At 60.4% G+C, this 16,377-nt stretch carries 11 protein-coding genes and 1 pseudogene; 3 read left to right on the plus strand and 9 right to left on the minus strand.

What is annotated here, in order from left to right; genetic code table 11:
- Positions 1–132: 132 nt before the first annotated feature.
- The 3 genes and pseudogenes from AC2LD7_RS09350 to AC2LD7_RS09360 all read right to left on the minus strand — a co-directional run.
- The gene (locus AC2LD7_RS09350; RefSeq protein ID WP_484597478.1) at positions 133–486 is read right to left on the minus strand and encodes a Rieske (2Fe-2S) protein; all 354 of its coding nucleotides are present in this window, start codon (positions 484–486) and stop codon (positions 133–135) included.
- 20 nt (positions 487–506) lie between these two features.
- Entirely contained in the window at positions 507–1,595 is a 1,089-nt protein-coding gene (locus AC2LD7_RS09355; RefSeq protein ID WP_484597479.1) for an amidohydrolase family protein, read from the minus strand.
- A 208-nt stretch (positions 1,596–1,803) separates the two neighbouring features.
- Positions 1,804–1,902 (minus strand): annotated as a pseudogene (locus AC2LD7_RS09360) (hypothetical protein); the annotation flags it as partial.
- 213 nt (positions 1,903–2,115) lie between these two features.
- Between AC2LD7_RS09360 and AC2LD7_RS09365 the strand changes: the two are divergent.
- Positions 2,116–3,024, plus strand: coding sequence for a LysR family transcriptional regulator (locus AC2LD7_RS09365; protein WP_484597480.1), 909 nt, complete (start codon positions 2,116–2,118; stop codon positions 3,022–3,024).
- Between the two features lie 182 nt (positions 3,025–3,206).
- Here AC2LD7_RS09365 and hrpA read toward each other — a convergent pair whose 3' ends face one another.
- From hrpA to fadD2, 3 genes are all read right to left on the minus strand, one after another.
- On the minus strand, positions 3,207–7,289 hold the full coding sequence (gene hrpA, locus AC2LD7_RS09370) for an ATP-dependent RNA helicase HrpA (RefSeq protein ID WP_484597481.1): 4,083 nt from the start codon (positions 7,287–7,289) through the stop codon (positions 3,207–3,209).
- Positions 7,290–7,499: 210 nt separating this feature from the next.
- Positions 7,500–9,188 (minus strand): long-chain-fatty-acid--CoA ligase FadD1, encoded by a 1,689-nt coding sequence (fadD1, locus tag AC2LD7_RS09375; protein WP_484597482.1) that lies wholly within the window; start codon positions 9,186–9,188, stop codon positions 7,500–7,502.
- Between the two features lie 216 nt (positions 9,189–9,404).
- Positions 9,405–11,093: a long-chain-fatty-acid--CoA ligase FadD2 gene (gene fadD2 / locus AC2LD7_RS09380; protein WP_484597483.1), complete on the minus strand. Its 1,689-nt coding sequence runs from the start codon at positions 11,091–11,093 to the stop codon at positions 9,405–9,407.
- A 360-nt stretch (positions 11,094–11,453) separates the two neighbouring features.
- On the opposite strand from fadD2, the gene AC2LD7_RS09385 reads away from it, so the two are divergent.
- Complete coding sequence (locus AC2LD7_RS09385) at positions 11,454–11,924, plus strand: MaoC family dehydratase (protein ID WP_484597484.1); 471 nt, start codon at positions 11,454–11,456, stop codon at positions 11,922–11,924.
- A gap of 174 nt (positions 11,925–12,098) precedes the next feature.
- Here the strand turns inward: AC2LD7_RS09385 and AC2LD7_RS09390 are convergent, their stop codons facing one another.
- The 3 genes from AC2LD7_RS09390 to AC2LD7_RS09400 are packed head-to-tail and all read right to left on the minus strand — an operon-like array spanning position 12,099 to position 13,163.
- On the minus strand, positions 12,099–12,260 hold the full coding sequence (locus AC2LD7_RS09390; protein WP_484597485.1) for a hypothetical protein: 162 nt from the start codon (positions 12,258–12,260) through the stop codon (positions 12,099–12,101).
- Entirely contained in the window at positions 12,257–12,844 is a 588-nt protein-coding gene (locus tag AC2LD7_RS09395; RefSeq protein WP_484597486.1) for an alpha-ketoglutarate-dependent dioxygenase AlkB family protein, read from the minus strand. Before AC2LD7_RS09395 ends, AC2LD7_RS09390 begins: the two co-directional genes overlap by 4 nt.
- Positions 12,845–12,866: 22 nt before the next feature.
- Positions 12,867–13,163 carry an aspartate-semialdehyde dehydrogenase gene (locus tag AC2LD7_RS09400; RefSeq protein ID WP_484597487.1) on the minus strand — a complete coding sequence of 99 codons (297 nt, stop codon included), beginning with the start codon at positions 13,161–13,163 and terminating at the stop codon, positions 12,867–12,869.
- A 177-nt stretch (positions 13,164–13,340) separates the two neighbouring features.
- Between AC2LD7_RS09400 and rapA the strand changes: the two genes are divergently transcribed.
- Entirely contained in the window at positions 13,341–16,190 is a 2,850-nt protein-coding gene (gene rapA / locus AC2LD7_RS09405) for an RNA polymerase-associated protein RapA (RefSeq protein ID WP_484597488.1), read from the plus strand.
- Positions 16,191–16,377 lie beyond the last annotated feature (187 nt).

Consider the following 16,377-nt stretch of genomic DNA (forward strand, 5'->3'; position numbering starts at 1 on the left):
CACCTCGATGTTTATATAAAGGCAGATTTGACGTTAAACCCACCTGGGACAGGCGCGCTTGCTGGCGGCACGATCGGCCATGTTTGATGCGCCATGGGCATGTGGCGCCGGCCGTCGGAAGCATTCGGTCTGTTACACGTCAACGTAGACCTGCCCCTCCCGGACCGAAACCGGATAGATTTTGATTTTGCTGTCACTCACGCCAAACAGGCACTTCCCGGTCTCCAGATCGAATTCCCAGCCATGCCACGGGCACCTAACTACCTGGTTCTCCATTCCGTAGTTGAATTCGCCTGCGCAAGCCGTGGGCAACATCGTGCCTTCGACCGTCCCCCTCGCTAGAGGCGCTCGTTTGTGGGGGCAGAGATTCTTGACGGCGTAAACTTTATCGCCTCGCTTGAACACACCGATTGGCCTTCCTTCAATGTCGACAATCAGTGCGTCGGTATCTGGTATATCGTCCAGGCGACCTACGTTGTGCTCCACGGGTTTTCTCCTTAGCCGGCTTATACCGCGGCGTTCAATCCAAACAGCTCGGCTGCGTTGTCGTAGAAAATGCGCTGCTTCATTGCTTGAGGCAGGCGCTGGAAAGTTGTCTGAGGGTAATCAGTGTCCCAATGCGGATAGTCGGTGCTGAACAGAATGGTGCGCTCGGCATGGACCATTTCCAGAATCTGGATCAGGTACTCATCCTTCTCCGGCTCTTCAAGCGGTTGACTCGTGAAACGAACGTGATCAAGTACGTAGCGGCTCGGCTCGTATTCAAGCCACGGCACTTCACAGCGGAACTGTCTCCAGTTCTGGTCGACGCGCCAGAGCATGTGCGGGACCCAGCTGAAGCCGAATTCCGCCGCCAGGAACTTGAGTTTCGGGAAGCGCACGAACACGCCCTCGAACAGCAGGCTGGCGATGTTGCCCATGGCGATCTGGGGGAAGCAGGAATGGCGCTCGATGTAAGTGCTCGGCACCCCGCCAGCGAAAGCTACGCTTGTCTGAAACGCCCCTTCGGTGCCGGTCGGGTGAATCAGGATAGGCAGGCCGAGCTCTTCGGCAGCTTCGTAAATGGGGTAATAGTGGCGATTCCCCATGAGCACGTTGATCAGCGGCATATATACCGCGACGATGCCCTCCTCGCCGCCGATACGCCGTATCTCCTTGGCCGCCTCGATCGGATCATGCACAGCAACGCACATCGCCAGGCGATAGCGCGAATCGACGTCGAGCCACTTGTCTCGGAAATAATCGTTAAAGGCACGAGCCAAGGTAACGGCCTCGCCGGTATTCGGCAGCGAGACCAGCTTGCCCGCCTGGATCGACGAAAGGATCGCATACTCAATTCCGTGCGGATCCAGGTGGTCCTCACGCATGAAATACGGATCGGAACCGCCAGCACCACCGCTCGGCGGCGTGGCGTCTCGGCGAATCGACGTAGCACCAGCCAACGGCGGACGTAGAGGATGGTCCGGCAGAATCGCGCGCTTGCCTTCAAAGCGCATTTGCCAGCTCTTGCTCATGTAAGGCTTAAGTCCTTCGATATCGCCGTTCACCCACGGGTGCACATCCGAATCGATAATTTTCATGCGGGGATTGCTCATTCCTCACCTCTCTCACAGTGTCTTCACTCGCATCGAACAAGGACACGATGTCCCGGAGCGAGTCGTCTTCACATCAATGAATTCGTGTTGTCACACCTGCGCGGCTTTCCCTATTACCGTGGCCGCGTTTTCGTCCCGCAACTGCGGGCGGACCCGCTCAGAAGCTGCGCGCTCAAGCAGTTGCTCGGCCGCGCACGGCAGGATCAGGCTGGTCTAGATTGGCGCTGCATTCGGCGTGAAATTCTGCGCAGAGGGCGCACACGCCTTCGCGGATGGCGTTGAGTTCTTCGTTGTCATTCACGTCCATAACTTTTTGCTCAAGTCAGGCTTGGGAATAGCGGAATGGCTAGGGAAGCCTTGGCCTACCGCGTTGTTGTTGGGTGTACCTTGCAATCCCAATCGCATTCTGGGAATTTGTAATTACGGAGACCGGTGTTCGGCCGCGCAGAACGCGCTCATGTGCGCCTGCCATCGACGGGGAGCAAAATCCCATCAACGCTTGGCCAGGAGAAACAGCGAAATGCATTTCGAAATCGCCGATATGCGCCTCTTTATTCACGTAGCCGAATCACCCAGCCTGACGCAGGGTGCGCGTCGCGCCCACCTGTCGCCCGCCGCGACCAGTGCGAGGATAAAGGCGCTTGAAAATCAGCTCGGCACACGGTTGCTCTACCGCGATACCCGCGGGGTCACGTTGACGCCGGCGGGTACGAAGCTCTTGCAGCACGCCAGGCTGATCATGCGTCAGGTGGATTACGTCAAGGCTGAGTTCGCCGAGTACGGGACGGGCTCCTTCGGACACATACGCATCTTTGCCAACACAACGGCTGTGACGGAGTTTCTTCCGGAAGTGCTCGTCGGGTTTCTTACCCAACACCCAGGCGTTACCGTTGATCTTCAGGAGCGGTTATCGCGAGATATCGTCCGTGGGGTACTCGATGGATCGGCGGATCTGGGGTTCATTGCCGGCCCGGTGGAGGCCCGCGGACTAGAGGTTCTGCACTACAGCACGGACCGGCTGCTGCTGGCGCTGCCCAAAAACCACCCGCTGGCCAACGAATCCGAGGTCACGCTGAGTCAGACTCTCGCGTACCAACATATCGGCCTTCACGAAGGCAGCACGCTTTTCAGCTTTGTCAGCGCACAGGTTGAACGGCTCGGCGGCACGCTACCGTTACGTATTCAAGTGTCCAGCTACGAGGCGATCTGCAGGATGATCGAGGCTGGTGTGGGCATAGGCATCATTCCCGAATCGGCCGCGGAGCGTCATCGCCGCACGATGGAACTGGTCACGGTGCACCTGAAGGAACCCTGGGCGATCCGGGAGCGCAGCATGCTGGTACGTGAGCTCGACGCCTTGCCTGGCTGCGTAAAGGAGCTGGTAGCGATCCTGCGAAAATCAAAAAACTCAGAGCCCCCCCAGAATTAGGAGGAACCCCGCAGGGACGCGCGTGGCGGATCGCCAGAGAAGCCGAGGACGACCGCTACACCGACCAGCACAATGACGAAGCCAGCCGCGGTTCCTTGCCGACGCTAGTCGCTGTGCGCAGACAGGCCGGCCTCCATAAGCACCCCGGGACTCCAAAAGATCGACGTGAGGACGCTCTGCTGTCAGGGCTCGACCTGGCTCCACTGCTTGTTCAGCCGCTTGTCCGAGGTCGGCATCTTGGTCCCGAGTTGCTGCGCCCAGAGCGAGACGCGGTATTCCTCCAACATCCAGCGGTAGAGGGTCAGCTCAGGGTCGCGTTTGCCTTCCTGCTGGTGCTTTTTCGACCGGGTTTGATATTGCTCCCAGTACCCGGCCAGTTCGCCGGACCAGACACGGTCACGCTGCAACTGCGCGCCGATCTTCTCAAAGCGTTGCTCGATGGCCTTGAGATAGCGTGGATATTCCTTGAGCCATTCGGTCGGCGTTTCACGAACGAAGCCTGGATAGACGAGGTTGCCGAGCTGCGCCTTGATGTCGTTGAGCGCCACGGCTTGGGCCAGGTCGATCTTGCCTTTGAAGCGCTTCTGCAGGCCATGCCAGAGCTTGAGAATCTCCAGCACTTGCCGCGCAAGACGTTCGGCGTGCGGCGCCCAATCGCCACGCTTTCTTTCTGCAAGGGCGGCCAGTGCAGCGCCATCGCGGGGTAGTTGAGCTTCACCATCGAGAATACAGCTGTCGAGGCTGGCGAGCAGGATGTCCTCGACCAACGCATCCACTTTGCCCATGTCGCGGTAGAGCAGCGCCATGTCGGTGAGGCCCGGAAGTTTGTTGCGCAGATATTTCGCCGGTTCGCTGAGTTGCTGCAACAAGAGCCGCTGCAAGGCGCGGCGGTGCTGATAATCGGCTTCGGCCTGGGTCGGGAAGCGACCTTCCTTGACGACTCCACTCTCTTCCACCAGTGCGGGATAGACGGTCATCGACAATCCGGCCATCTTCGCCTGAGCCTTTTCTGCCACCTGAGCGAAGGCCTTAGCCTCGACTGGCTTCTGCTCAGCCTTTTGCTGCGGTGGTGCCAATGCTGCCTGGCTGGCCTCGGAGAAGCGTGCGGTGAGTTCAGCCAGATCGCGGCCTTCGCCCAGATACTTGCCGCGACCATCGACAACTTCGATGTTCATCTTCAGGTGGCTGTCGAGCTGGTTCGCCGCCTCGCTCCACGCGTCTTCCGACACGCGGGTGCCGGTCATGCGCAGCAGTTCGCGGCCCAGCGCCTCGGGTAGCGAACCGTCTCCGAAGCTGACCTTCGAAAGCGCAGCCTTGACGAAATCCGGCACCGGCACGAAGTTCTTGCGGATGGCCTTGGGCAGGTTGCGCACCAACGCCACGGCCTTGGTTTCCAGGAGGCCGGGCACCAACCAATCGAGCCGTTCACTGCGCAGCTGCGGCAACAACGGTGCCGGCACGCGCAAGGTCACACCATCACGCGGATGGTTAGGCTCGAAGTGATATTCCAACGGCAGTTGCAGCTCGCCGATGCGCAACTGATCCGGGTATTGCGCACTGGTGACCTCACTGGCGTCGCGGGCAAGCACGTCCTCGTCGCGCATGATCAGCAGCTGCGGATCTTTCGCGCTCTCGCGCTTGTACCAACTCTCGAAACTGGCCGTCTGGTAGATGTCCTGCGGCAGACGCGCATCGTAGTAGGCGAACAAGGTGTCTTCGTCGGCAATGATGTCGCGGCGGCGGGCCTTGGCTTCCAGCTCGTCGAACAGCTCCAGCAGCTCACGATTGGCGGTCAGCGCCTTGGCGCGGCTGTGCATCTCGCCACGCACCAGGCCTTCGCGGATGAACAGCTCGCGCGCCGCCGACGGATCGATGGGACCGAAATGCACCGGGCGCCGCGCGACGACGATCATGCCGTACAGCGTGACCTGCTCGAAAGCCACCACCTGGCCGCGCTTCTTCTCCCAGTGCGGCTCGAAATGGTTGGTCTTGGTCAGGTGCTTGGCCAGCGGCTCGATCCAGTCTGGCTCGATCTTCGCCACCATGCGCGCGAACAGCTTGGTGGTTTCCACCAGTTCGGCGGCCATGATCCAGTTGGGTTTCTTGCGGCCGATGACACTCGACGGATGCACCCAGAAACGCCGCTGCCGCGCGCCGAGAAAGTCGCCCTCCTCGGTCTTGTGGCCGACCTGACTGAGCAGGCCGGAAAGGATCGCTTTGTGCACCGCCGCATAGCCCTTGGCGCGCTGCGCGGCCTCGCTGGCTTCGGCTTGCTGGGCGAGCTTGACGTTGACCTTTTTGTCGGTGGTGAGCGCGGGCCGCTCGGCGGAAGAGGCTTCGCCGTCTTCCACCCTACGGACGTCGGCCTTGTTAGAGGCTGGCTGGCCGGGACCATCCGCGCCCTTGCGCTTACCGAGATTCAGTTCGCGCACAATCAACGTCAGCTGACGATGGGCATCCCGCCACTCGCGCAGGCGCAGATAATTGAGGAAGTTCTTGCGGCACCAGGTGCGCAAGGCATTGGAGCCCAGCGCCTGACGCTGCTCCTCGAAGCCGCGCCAGACGTTGATCAATGCGGCAAAGTCCGAATCCGGATCCTTCCACTGCGCGTGGGCCTGGTCGGCCTGCTGCTGACGATCGGCAGGACGCTCGCGCACGTCTTGCACCGACAGCGCGCTGGCGACGATCAGCACCTCGGCCATACTGCCCAGCTGCGCCGCTTCGAGCAGCATGCGGCCGAGTCGCGGATCGATCGGCAGGCGCGCCAGCTGACGGCCCAGCGGCGTCAGCTGATTCTCGCGGTTGACCGCCGAAAGCTCCTGCAACAGGTTGAAGCCATCGCTGATGGCCTTGCCGTCCGGCGGCTCGATAAAGGGAAAATCTTCGATCTGGCCAAGCCGCAGGTGCAACATTTGCAAAATAACGGCGGCCAGGTTGGTGCGCAGGATTTCCGGATCGGTGAATTCCGGCCGAGAGAGGAAATCTTCCTCGCTGTAGAGGCGAATGCAGATGCCTGGCTCGACCCGCCCGCAACGGCCCTTGCGCTGATTGGCGCTGGCCTGAGACACGGCTTCGATCGGCAGTCGCTGGACCTTGGCGCGGTAGCTGTAGCGGCTGATTCGCGCAGTGCCGGAATCGATCACGTAACGGATGCCAGGCACGGTCAGTGAGGTTTCCGCAACGTTGGTCGCCAGCACGATCTTGCGGCCAGCAGCGGGACGGAGAATCTTTTGCTGCTCAGCCGGCGTCAACCGTGCATACAGCGGTAGCACCTCGGTAAAGCGCAGATTGGCCTTGCGCAGCACCTCGGCGGCGTCGCGAATTTCACGCTCACCGGGCAGAAACACCAGCACATCGCCGGGGCGCTTGCCGATGCTCTTTTCATGGGCGTCGATCTCATCCAGCGCGGCGAGGATGCCCTGATCAACGGTGAGGTCGTCCTCGACGCGGTTGCCGTCTTCATCGACTTCCGCCGACAGCGGCCGGTACCAGGTCTCCACCGGATAGGTACGACCCGAGACCTCGACAATGGGTGCTCCATCGAAATGCTTGGAGAAACGCTCCAGGTCGATGGTTGCCGAGGTGATGATGACCTTTAGATCCGGACGGCGCGGCAGCAGGGTTTTCAGGTAGCCCAGCAAGAAGTCGATGTTGAGGCTGCGCTCGTGCGCCTCGTCGACGATGATGGTGTCGTACTTTTCCAGGAAGCGGTCGTGCTGGGTCTCGGCCAGCAAAATGCCGTCTGTCATCAGCTTGATCAGCGAGCTTTCCTTGCTCTGATCTTCGAAGCGCACCTGATAGCCAACCAGCTCACCCAGCGGAGTGCCAATTTCCTCCGCAACGCGGGTCGCGACACTGCGCGCCGCTAGCCGACGTGGCTGGGTATGGCCGATCAGCCCATGCACGCCGCGGCCGATTTCAAGGCAGATCTTCGGCAACTGAGTGGTCTTGCCCGAGCCCGTCTCACCGGCGATCACCAATACCTGATGCTTGCGCAGCGCCTCCTTGATTTCTTCGCGCTTGGCGGCAATCGGCAGCTGATCGTCATAGCGCATCGCCGGCACGCTTTGCCGGCGCGCCTCGACTTTGGCCGCTGACGCCTGGAAGCGCGCCAGCCACTGGCCGAGACGATCATCTTCGATAGGCGCATCGCCGGCTTTCTTGCGCAGGTCATGCAGTTGGCGACGCAAGCGATGGCGGTCGGCGTACATCGCCTGGTCGAGGTTTTTCAGCAGGGTGTCGATAGCGGGCGTTGCGTCGGTCATGGACAGCCGTAAGCGATTTCGTGAAGACCGGGATTGTCGCAGATTTGCAAAGTGCGGTGAGTCCCAATAGCTACTTGGACTTCCAGCATGCATGGGCATCAGTGACCCATCTTCGGTCACAAGCCAATCACAACTTCAGGCCCTCTTGGCATCGTCCCGCCCATAGACGACAAAGCCCCGCCGAAGCGGGGCTCAGGGAAAGCCCGCAGCTTATTTTTTGCCGAGCTTCTTCAACTCTTCGTCGCGCAATTCGCGCCGAAGGATCTTGCCGACATTGGTGGTCGGCAGGCTGTCACGGAATTCAACGGTCTTGGGCCGCTTGTAGCCCGTAACATTGTCATGCATGTGCTGCATGACCTGTTCCTTCGTCAGGCTTTCGCCCGGTTTGACTACCACAAAAAGCTTGATCGCTTCGCCGGATTTTTCGTCAGGGACACCGATCGCCGCGCATTGCAACACGCCCGGAAGGGCTGCGAGCACGTCTTCCAACTCGTTGGGATAAACGTTGAAGCCGGACACCAGAATCATGTCCTTCTTACGGTCGACGATGCGCATATAACCGTCGTCCTGGATGATGCCGATATCGCCGGTCTTCAACCAACCGTCAGCGCTGAGAACCTCATCGGTGGCTTCCTGGCGCTGCCAGTAACCTTTCATGACCTGCGGGCCCTTTACGCACAGCTCGCCGGTAGCGCCTATCGACAACTCGTTGCCTTCGTCATCGATGACCTTGCACTGCGTTGATGGCATCGGGATACCGATGGTGCCGATCTGGATGCCGCCGAACGGGTTGACCGATACCACCGGGCTGGTTTCGGTCATACCGAAGCCTTCGCAGATGGAGCAGCCAGTCACTTGCTGCCAGCGCTCGGCTGCTGCCAGTTGCAGTGCCATGCCGCCGGAGAATGTAGCTTTCAATGACGAGAAGTCCAGCTTGCGGAAATCGTCGTTGTTGCACAGCGCCACGAACAGCGTGTTGAGCCCGACGAAGCCGGTGAAACGATGCTTGCTCAGATCCTTGACGAAAGCCGGCAAGTCGCGCGGATTGGTGATCAGCACGTTGTGAGCACCGATCAGCATCATCGTCATGCAGTGAAAGGTGAACGCGTAAATGTGATACAGCGGCAGCGGCGCGACCATGGTTTCACAACCGTCACCCAGCTCGGCCCCCATCAGCGCGCGACACTGCAGCATGTTCGCGACGATATTGCGGTGGGTCAGCATCGCGCCCTTGGCCACGCCGGTGGTGCCACCGGTGTATTGCAGCACGGCAATATCATTACCCGCCGGGTTGGCCTCACGAGCCGTCTGGCCCCGGCCGAGCGCCATGGCATCGTTGAATTTAATGGCCTTTGGCAAATTGTAGGCCGGCACCATCTTCTTCACATGCTTGATCACCGCATTGACCAGCATGCGCTTGACGGTCGGCAGCATGTCGCCTACTTCGGTGACCACGACGTGCCGGATGCCGGTCTTCGGCAGTACTTCTTCGGCCAGATGGGCCATGTTGGCCAGGCAGACGAGCGCCTTGGCGCCAGAATCGTTGAACTGATGTTCCATCTCTCGCGCGGTGTACAGCGGGTTGGTGTTGACCACGATCAGACCAGCACGCATGGCGCCAAATACGACGACGGGGTACTGGAGCAGGTTCGGAAGCTGTACCGCGATGCGGTCGCCCGGCTGCAGATCGGTGTGTTGCTGAAGGTAGACGGCGAATTCGCCGGATAAGGTGTACAGCTCACCGTAGGTCAGGGTCTTGCCGAGATTGCTGAAGGCCGGTTTGTCCGCGAAACGCTCGCACGACTGTTTGAGCACAGCCTGGATGTTCTGGTACTCCTCGGGATTGATCTCGTTCTCGACCCCGACAGGATATTTATCCTTCCAGAAGTTATCGGTCATGAAGCCCCACTCCTAAGCGACAGCTTTACTGCAATTAGCAGCTGTTTTGTTGTGTTTTGTTAATTTTTGTACCGCAATTCCGGCCAAAAAGCGGTTGGAGGTTAGCAGTTTTGAAACTGGCCGAACAGTATCAACCAGGGGATAAACAGGCACAAAGTGACCGATACGAGAAAACCGGTCACTCGGTGCGTAATGTGAAATTACGGCAGATCGTGGTCAGACCGAATCGCGCAGCTCCCTGCGCAGGATCTTGCCAACCGGCGTCATCGGCAGCGCGTCACGGAAGACGAAATGCCGTGGCACCTTGTAGCCGGTGAAGTTTTCCCGACAGTACGCCTGCAGTTCTTCAACGCTCAGGCTGGCGTCGCTGCGTACCACGAACAGCTTCACGGCCTCTCCCGATTTGTCGTCGGACACGCCGATCGCGGCGCAGGCGGCGACTTTGGGATGCGCCATGACGACGTCTTCGATTTCGTTGGGGTAGACGTTAAACCCGGAGACGATGATCAGGTCTTTCTTGCGATCGACAATACGCACAAAACCGTCTGGGTCGATCACGGCAATATCACCGGTTTTCAGCCAGCCCTCGCCATCAAGCACCTCGGCCGTGGCGTCTGGACGCTGCCAATAACCTTTCATGACCTGCGGGCCCTTGACGCAGAGCTCGCCACGTTCACCGAGGGGCAACTCGTTGCCATCGTCGTCGATGATTTTGAGCAACGTGCCCGGTACCGGCAGACCGACAGTGCCTGGGCGCGCCATGGCACCGTGCGGATTGGCACAGGCCACCGGAGACGTTTCGGTCAGACCATACCCTTCGATCACCGGGCAACCGGTGATGCCCTTCCAGCGGTCGGCCACTGCGGAAACCAGTGCGGTACCGCCTGAGTTGGTGGTCTTCAGTCTGGAAAAATCGATCTTGTTGAAATCGCGATGCGCCATCAGCGCCACGAAGAGGGTGTTCAGGCCGAGGAAGGCAGTGAACTGCCAACGCTGGAGTTCCTTGACGAAGCCGTCAATGTCACGGGGGTTGGTGATCAGCACATTGTGATTGCCGGTCACCATCATGCACATGCAATTAACCGTGAACGCATAGATGTGATACAGCGGCAGCGGCGCGATCATGATTTCCTGACCTTCCTTGACGATGCTGTGCCCGTGCTCGTCAAGCTGCTGCATGTTGGCGTGGACCTGCTGCATGTTGCCGACCAGGTTACCGTGGCTGAGCATGGCGCCCTTGGCCACGCCGGTGGTCCCGCCGGTGTATTGCAACACCGCGATATCGTCCAGTGTCAGCGAAACCGGCTTGTGGCTGTGGTGACCACCGTCGCGCAGTACATGCTTGAACGAGACCGCTTGCGGCAGGCTGTAGGCCGGTACCATCTTCTTCACATGCTTGACTGCAGCGTTGACCAAAAGCCCCTTGACCGACGGCAGCATGTCGCCGATGCGCGCTTCGATGAGCACCTCGATGCTGGTGTCGGGCAACACTTCCTGCACCAGTTTGCCGAAGGTATTCAGATAGACCAGCGCCTGCGCGCCGGAATCCTTGAACTGGTGGCGCATTTCCCGGGCGGTATAAAGCGGATTGGTATTGACCACGATCAGACCGGCACGCAGGGCCCCGAAGACGGCGATCGGATACTGCAAGAGGTTGGGCATTTGCACCGCGATGCGATCGCCCGGTTGCAGGTCCGTATGATTCTGCAGCCAGGCCGCAAAAGCCGCCGAGTAGCGTTCCAGATCAGCATAAGTGAGCGTCACGCCCATATTGCTGAATGCCGGGCGATTCGCGTGGGTCTTGCAGGAGCGCTCGAATACTTCCACTACCGAGCGAAAGCCCCCCATGTCCACGTCGTTGGGCACACCGGCGGGACGTTTGTCGTTCCAGAAGTCAGGTTGCATTGTTATTGGCCTCGTTACCTGAGAGTGGGCTGCGGCGAACTTAGCAGTTCGGCGGCACGGTGCAACAGACTCGTGAGATGTAAATCACTGTCGTGAATCTTTCATTAGGAACCGGCACTGCGTTCCGACGCCACAAGGCATCCGACCATATCGCGGTTCGCCCCCATCGCCACCGTCAGTACGAACGCATGACGCGCCTCGTGGGACTTGCAAGTCATGCTGTGACTTTTCATCAGGGACAACACCGTGACATGCCTCTAGAATGCAGCCGCAGCGCTCGCATCCGCGCCTCGCGCAACTCTCTTATCGTACCGTCGGACAGCGTCCCGACAGCGATCCGGCCTACCCCGAGGAAACTTGATGACTACCATCAGCAACACGCCCTACTCCGCGCTGGAAGTCGGTCAGACTGCAAGCTTCGAAAAAACCGTCGAGGAGCGGGACATCCAACTGTTCGCTGCCATGTCGGGCGATCGCAACCCGGTCCACCTCGACGCAGAGTTCGCCGCCGGCACACCGTTCAAGGAGCGCATCGCTCACGGCATGTTCAGCGGCGCGCTGATCAGCGCGGCGGTCGCCTGCACGTTGCCAGGGCCGGGCACCATCTATCTGGGCCAGATAATGAAGTTCACTCGCCCGGTGAAGCTTGGCGACACCCTCACCGTGCGTTTGGAAATTCTCGAGAAATTACCGAAGAATCGCGTGCGCATCGCTACCCGCGTTTTCAACCAGAACGAGGAGCAGGTGGTAGACGGCGAAGCGGAAGTATTGGCGCCGCGTCGTGAAGAGACCGTTGAACTGAAAGAGCTGCCGCCAATCAGCTTCGGCTGAGATTGAGCGCGGAGCGCCGTCAGGCGCTCCTGGTGAGCGAAGCGCAGACACCTCCACAGCCAGGATGTCGAATAAAAACGAAAGACCTTTCCGAAACGCGAAACCATGCCAGAACGGGCAGCTCGTCGTTGAGCATGATTGGTGGCGCGCGGAGTTGAACGCGGCGAAGCGTTACTAACGCTTCTTAGGTTTGCGCTTGCCTTTGTTCTTCGGCTTGGTCAGGGGCAGCGCCTGCTCGAAAGCCTGACGCATCTCGGCAAGGCGCTTTTCCTTGATGTCATGGATACGCTTTTCACGTTCGGCACTGAAATCGATCAGCTGCACTTCATTGCTCATAAGGCTGGCTCGCGAATGATCTGGCGAAATGTCAGGTTGAGACGCGGTTCGGATACCTTGCGCGTCCTGGCGATCTGGTGCTGCCAATAATGCTGCGTCGGGCCGCTCATGACCAGCAGCGATCCATGTTCGAGTTCAATCGAATATTCGATCCGGCTGGCACCCTTGCGACGAAAATCGAAGCGCCGCGTCGCGCCCAGGTTGAGCGAGACCACCAGCGGTTCCGGGCCGAGTTCCGGCTCATCATCGCTGTGCCAGCCCATTGCGTCTTGTCCGTCGCGATAAAGATTGAGTAGCACGCCGTCCAACCGTTGTCCGATCCGCTGCTGCGCCTGTTCACGGATCTCGGCCAGTAGCGGCGTCCATAACAACGGTTCATGAACCAGACCTGAATAACGGTAGCCCACATCGGCATCGCCATACCAGGCGACCAACCGCGGCACCGAGAAGCTACGGCCGTAGAGCTTTATTTGGGGTTGCGACCAGGGCGTTTGCCTCATCAGATCGTTCAGCCAGCGATCAGCGACTTCTGCACCGACCCACTGCGGCAGGTAGTCCAATTTGGCCTGCGGCAAGTCGATCATCTCGGCGCCTGCACGATGCGTATCAAACCTCAACATCCACCCAGAGCCCTTGGCGCGGCAGTTCTTCGAGGGCCTCCTGATCTTCTTCGGCAGTTTCGCCTTCGGCCAGTTCCTGCGGGCTGTAACCACGGCGCTGGCGGCGGCGCTGCTCGTCGCGCAGCATCTGTTCGGATTCCTGCGGATGGCGGCGCTCGAGGTCTACCGAGCTTTCGTTGGCGCTCGGCTGTACTGGCGCGACCGGCGCGATGTCGGGGCGCGGCTTGACCACGTCCTGCTGGGCTGTGACCTGAACAGTGCCTGGTGGGACAACTGGCAGCATCTTCACTCTCCGGTAGGCGGCCCGATCGGCGCGTCTATCAAGGCCTGCACCAGTTGATCGGCTGAACTGATACCGAGTTTAGCAGCAGCGCTACACTGCAAGCGGGTTAGCATCTGTCGTCGCTCTCTTGGCAGTGTTCCGTTACCATAGCGCGCTTTTTTCACAGCGGGAGGCAGCATGGCGCAGCAGTATCTACCGGGGCAACGCTGGATCAGCGACAGCGAAGCCGAACTCGGCCTGGGAACCGTCCTGATGCTCGACGGACGGATGCTCACCGTGCTCTACCCGGCGACCGGCGAAACTCGCCAATATGCCGCGCGCAGTGCTCCGCTGACCCGCGTGCGCTTCGTCCCTGGCGATGAAGTCACGCACTTCGAAGGCTGGAAGATGACCGTTCGCGAAGTCGACGATGTCGACGGATTGCTGGTCTACCATGGCCTGACCGCGCAGAACGAAGCCCGCACGCTACCGGAAACGCAGCTTTCCAACTTCATCCAGTTCCGCCTCGCCAGCGACCGTCTGTTCGCCGGCCAGATCGACCCGCTGAACTGGTTCAGGCTGCGCTATCACACCCTGGAAAACCAGAGTAAACAGCTGACGTCATCGCTGTGGGGCCTGGGCGGCGTTCGTGCGCAACCCATCGCGCACCAGCTGCACATCGCCCGCGAAGTCGCCGATCGTATGGCCCCTCGTGTATTGCTGGCGGACGAAGTGGGTCTCGGTAAGACCATCGAAGCCGGCCTGGTAATCCATCGCCAGCTGCTTTCCGGGCGCGCCAAGCGCGTGCTGATCCTCGTCCCGGAAAACCTGCAACATCAGTGGCTGGTAGAAATGCGCCGCCGCTTCAACCTGCAGGTCGCGTTGTTCGACGACGAACGATTCATTGAAAGCGATGCCAGCAACCCGTTCGAAGACGCCCAGCTCGCACTGGTTTCGCTGGAGTGGCTGAAGGACGACGAGCGAGCCCAGGATGCGGCTTTCGCTGCCGGCTGGGATCTGCTGGTGGTCGACGAAGCGCATCACCTGGTCTGGCACCCCGAGAACGCTAGCCCCGAATACAAGCTGGTCGAACAGTTGGCCGAAGTTATTCCCGGCGTGCTGCTGCTGACCGCGACTCCTGAACAGCTGGGCCAGGAAAGCCATTTCGCCCGCCTGCGCCTGCTCGACCCGAATCGCTTCCATGACCTCGAAGCCTTCCGCGCCGAGAGTGCCAGCTACCGCCCGATCGCCCAGGCGGTGCAGGAGCTGCTCGATGAGGGCCGTCTGTCGCAAGAGGCGCACCAGACCATTCACGATTTCCTTGGTGCCGAAGGCGAAGCCCTGCTCGCCGCCGCCACCGATGGCGACATCGAAGCCAGCAGCCGCCTGATTCGCGAGCTGCTCGACCGTCACGGCACCGGCCGCCTGCTGTTCCGCAACACCCGTGCCGCCGTGCGCGGTTTCCCGGAACGTCAGCTGCATCCTTATCCGCTGCCCTGCCCGGCCGAGTATTTGGAACTGCCGCTGGGCGAACACGCCGAGCTGTATCCGGAAGTCAGCTTCCAGAGTCTTCAAGAAGTGCCCGATGCACAGAATCGCTGGTGGACTTTCGATCCGCGCGTCGAATGGCTGATCGACACCCTGAAGATGCTGAAGAAATTCAAGGTGCTGGTCATCTGCGCTCACGCCGAGACCGCCTTGGATCTGGAAGACGCCTTGCGCGTGCGCTCTGGCATTCCGGCTACCGTGTTCCACGAAGGCATGAGCATCCTCGAGCGCGACCGGGCCGCCGCCTACTTCGCTGACGAAGAGTTCGGCGCGCAGGTGCTGATCTGCTCGGAAATCGGCAGTGAAGGCCGCAACTTCCAGTTTGCCCATCATTTGGTGCTGTTCGATCTGCCGGCCCACCCCGACCTGCTGGAGCAGCGCATCGGGCGCCTCGATCGTATCGGTCAAGCGCACGTCATCCAGCTGCACGTGCCCTACCTGGAGACCAGCCCGCAGGAGCGTCTGTTCAAGTGGTATCACGAAGCGTTGAACGCGTTCCTCAATACCTGCCCCACCGGCAACGCTCTGCAGCACCAGTTCGGCCCACGCCTGTTGAGCCAGCTGGAAGAAGGTGATGACGAGGAATTCCAGAAACTCATCGAGGAAGCCCACGCCGAGCGCGAGCGCCTCGAAGCCGAGCTGCACAGCGGTCGCGACCGTCTGCTGGAACTCAATTCCGGCGGCGGCGAACAGGGCAAGGCGCTGGTTGAGGCGATCGAAGAACAGGACGATCAGTTCGCCCTGCCAATCTATATGGAAGAGCTGTTCGACGCCTTCGGCATCGACAGCGAAGACCATTCCGAGAACGCGTTGATCCTGCGCCCCAGCGAGAAGATGCTCGACGCCAGCTTCCCGCTCGGCGACGACGAAGCGGTGACCATCACCTACGACCGCGAGCAAGCATTGGCACGCGAAGACATGCAGTTCCTCACCTGGGAACACCCCATGGTGCAGGGCGGCATGGACCTGGTGCTGTCCGGCTCCATGGGCAACACCGCGGTGGCGCTGATCAAGAACAAGGCGCTCAAGCCGGGCACCGTCTTACTGGAGTTGCTGTTCGTCAGCGAAGTAGTGGCGCCGCGCGCGTTGCAGCTCAACCGTTTTCTTCCACCGTTGGCGCTGCGCTGCTTGCTGGATTCCAACGGTAACGATCTGGCCGCCAAGGTCGCATTCGAAACCCTCACCGATCAGTTGGAAAGCGTTCCGCGCGCCAGTGCGAACAAGTTCGTCCAGGCCCAGCGTGATGTGCTCGCTAAACAGATCGCCGATGCCGAAGCCAAGATCGCGCCGCGCCACATCGAGCGCGTCGCGGAAGCCCAGCGCAAGCTGAAAGCCAGCCTCGAAGAAGAACTGGCGCGCCTGACCGCGCTGCAAGCCGTCAACCCGAGCGTGCGCGACAGCGAGATCGAAGCCGTGCGCAAGCAGCGCGAGGAAGGTCTGGCCATGTTGGAGAAAGCCGGACTGCGCCTTGAGGCGATTCGGGTACTGGTCGCGGGCTGATTCACCGGTAGGCTGCAGGCTGACAGCTTCGGGCTTGAAACTTCGAACTCACACGAGACCTTACCCCTCACATCGGCTCCACCCCGCTTCGCCCCGAGGCGGGCCTCCCACGAAAGCAGTCGGTGCTCATCACCTCACTGTGGGAGGCGCGACCCGCGGCGAATGCAGGCCGCAGGGCTGCTGCTTC

This window comes from Stutzerimonas sp. (assembly GCF_982611455.1).

What these genes read in the sequence shown, in the direction of transcription:
- AC2LD7_RS09390 (WP_484597485.1), bottom strand. Translation starts at nt 12,260, where the DNA reads ATGAGCAATGAAGTGCAGCTGATCGATTTCAGTGCCGAACGTGAAAAG.
- AC2LD7_RS09365 (WP_484597480.1), top strand. Translation starts at nt 2,116, where the DNA reads ATGCATTTCGAAATCGCCGATATGCGCCTCTTTATTCACGTAGCCGAA.
- AC2LD7_RS09385 (WP_484597484.1), top strand. Translation starts at nt 11,454, where the DNA reads ATGACTACCATCAGCAACACGCCCTACTCCGCGCTGGAAGTCGGTCAG.
- fadD1 (WP_484597482.1), bottom strand. Translation starts at nt 9,188, where the DNA reads ATGACCGATAACTTCTGGAAGGATAAATATCCTGTCGGGGTCGAGAAC.
- AC2LD7_RS09395 (WP_484597486.1), bottom strand. Translation starts at nt 12,844, where the DNA reads ATGATCGACTTGCCGCAGGCCAAATTGGACTACCTGCCGCAGTGGGTC.
- hrpA (WP_484597481.1), bottom strand. Translation starts at nt 7,289, where the DNA reads ATGACCGACGCAACGCCCGCTATCGACACCCTGCTGAAAAACCTCGAC.
- rapA (WP_484597488.1), top strand. Translation starts at nt 13,341, where the DNA reads ATGGCGCAGCAGTATCTACCGGGGCAACGCTGGATCAGCGACAGCGAA.
- fadD2 (WP_484597483.1), bottom strand. Translation starts at nt 11,093, where the DNA reads ATGCAACCTGACTTCTGGAACGACAAACGTCCCGCCGGTGTGCCCAAC.
- AC2LD7_RS09355 (WP_484597479.1), bottom strand. Translation starts at nt 1,595, where the DNA reads ATGAGCAATCCCCGCATGAAAATTATCGATTCGGATGTGCACCCGTGG.
- AC2LD7_RS09400 (WP_484597487.1), bottom strand. Translation starts at nt 13,163, where the DNA reads ATGCTGCCAGTTGTCCCACCAGGCACTGTTCAGGTCACAGCCCAGCAG.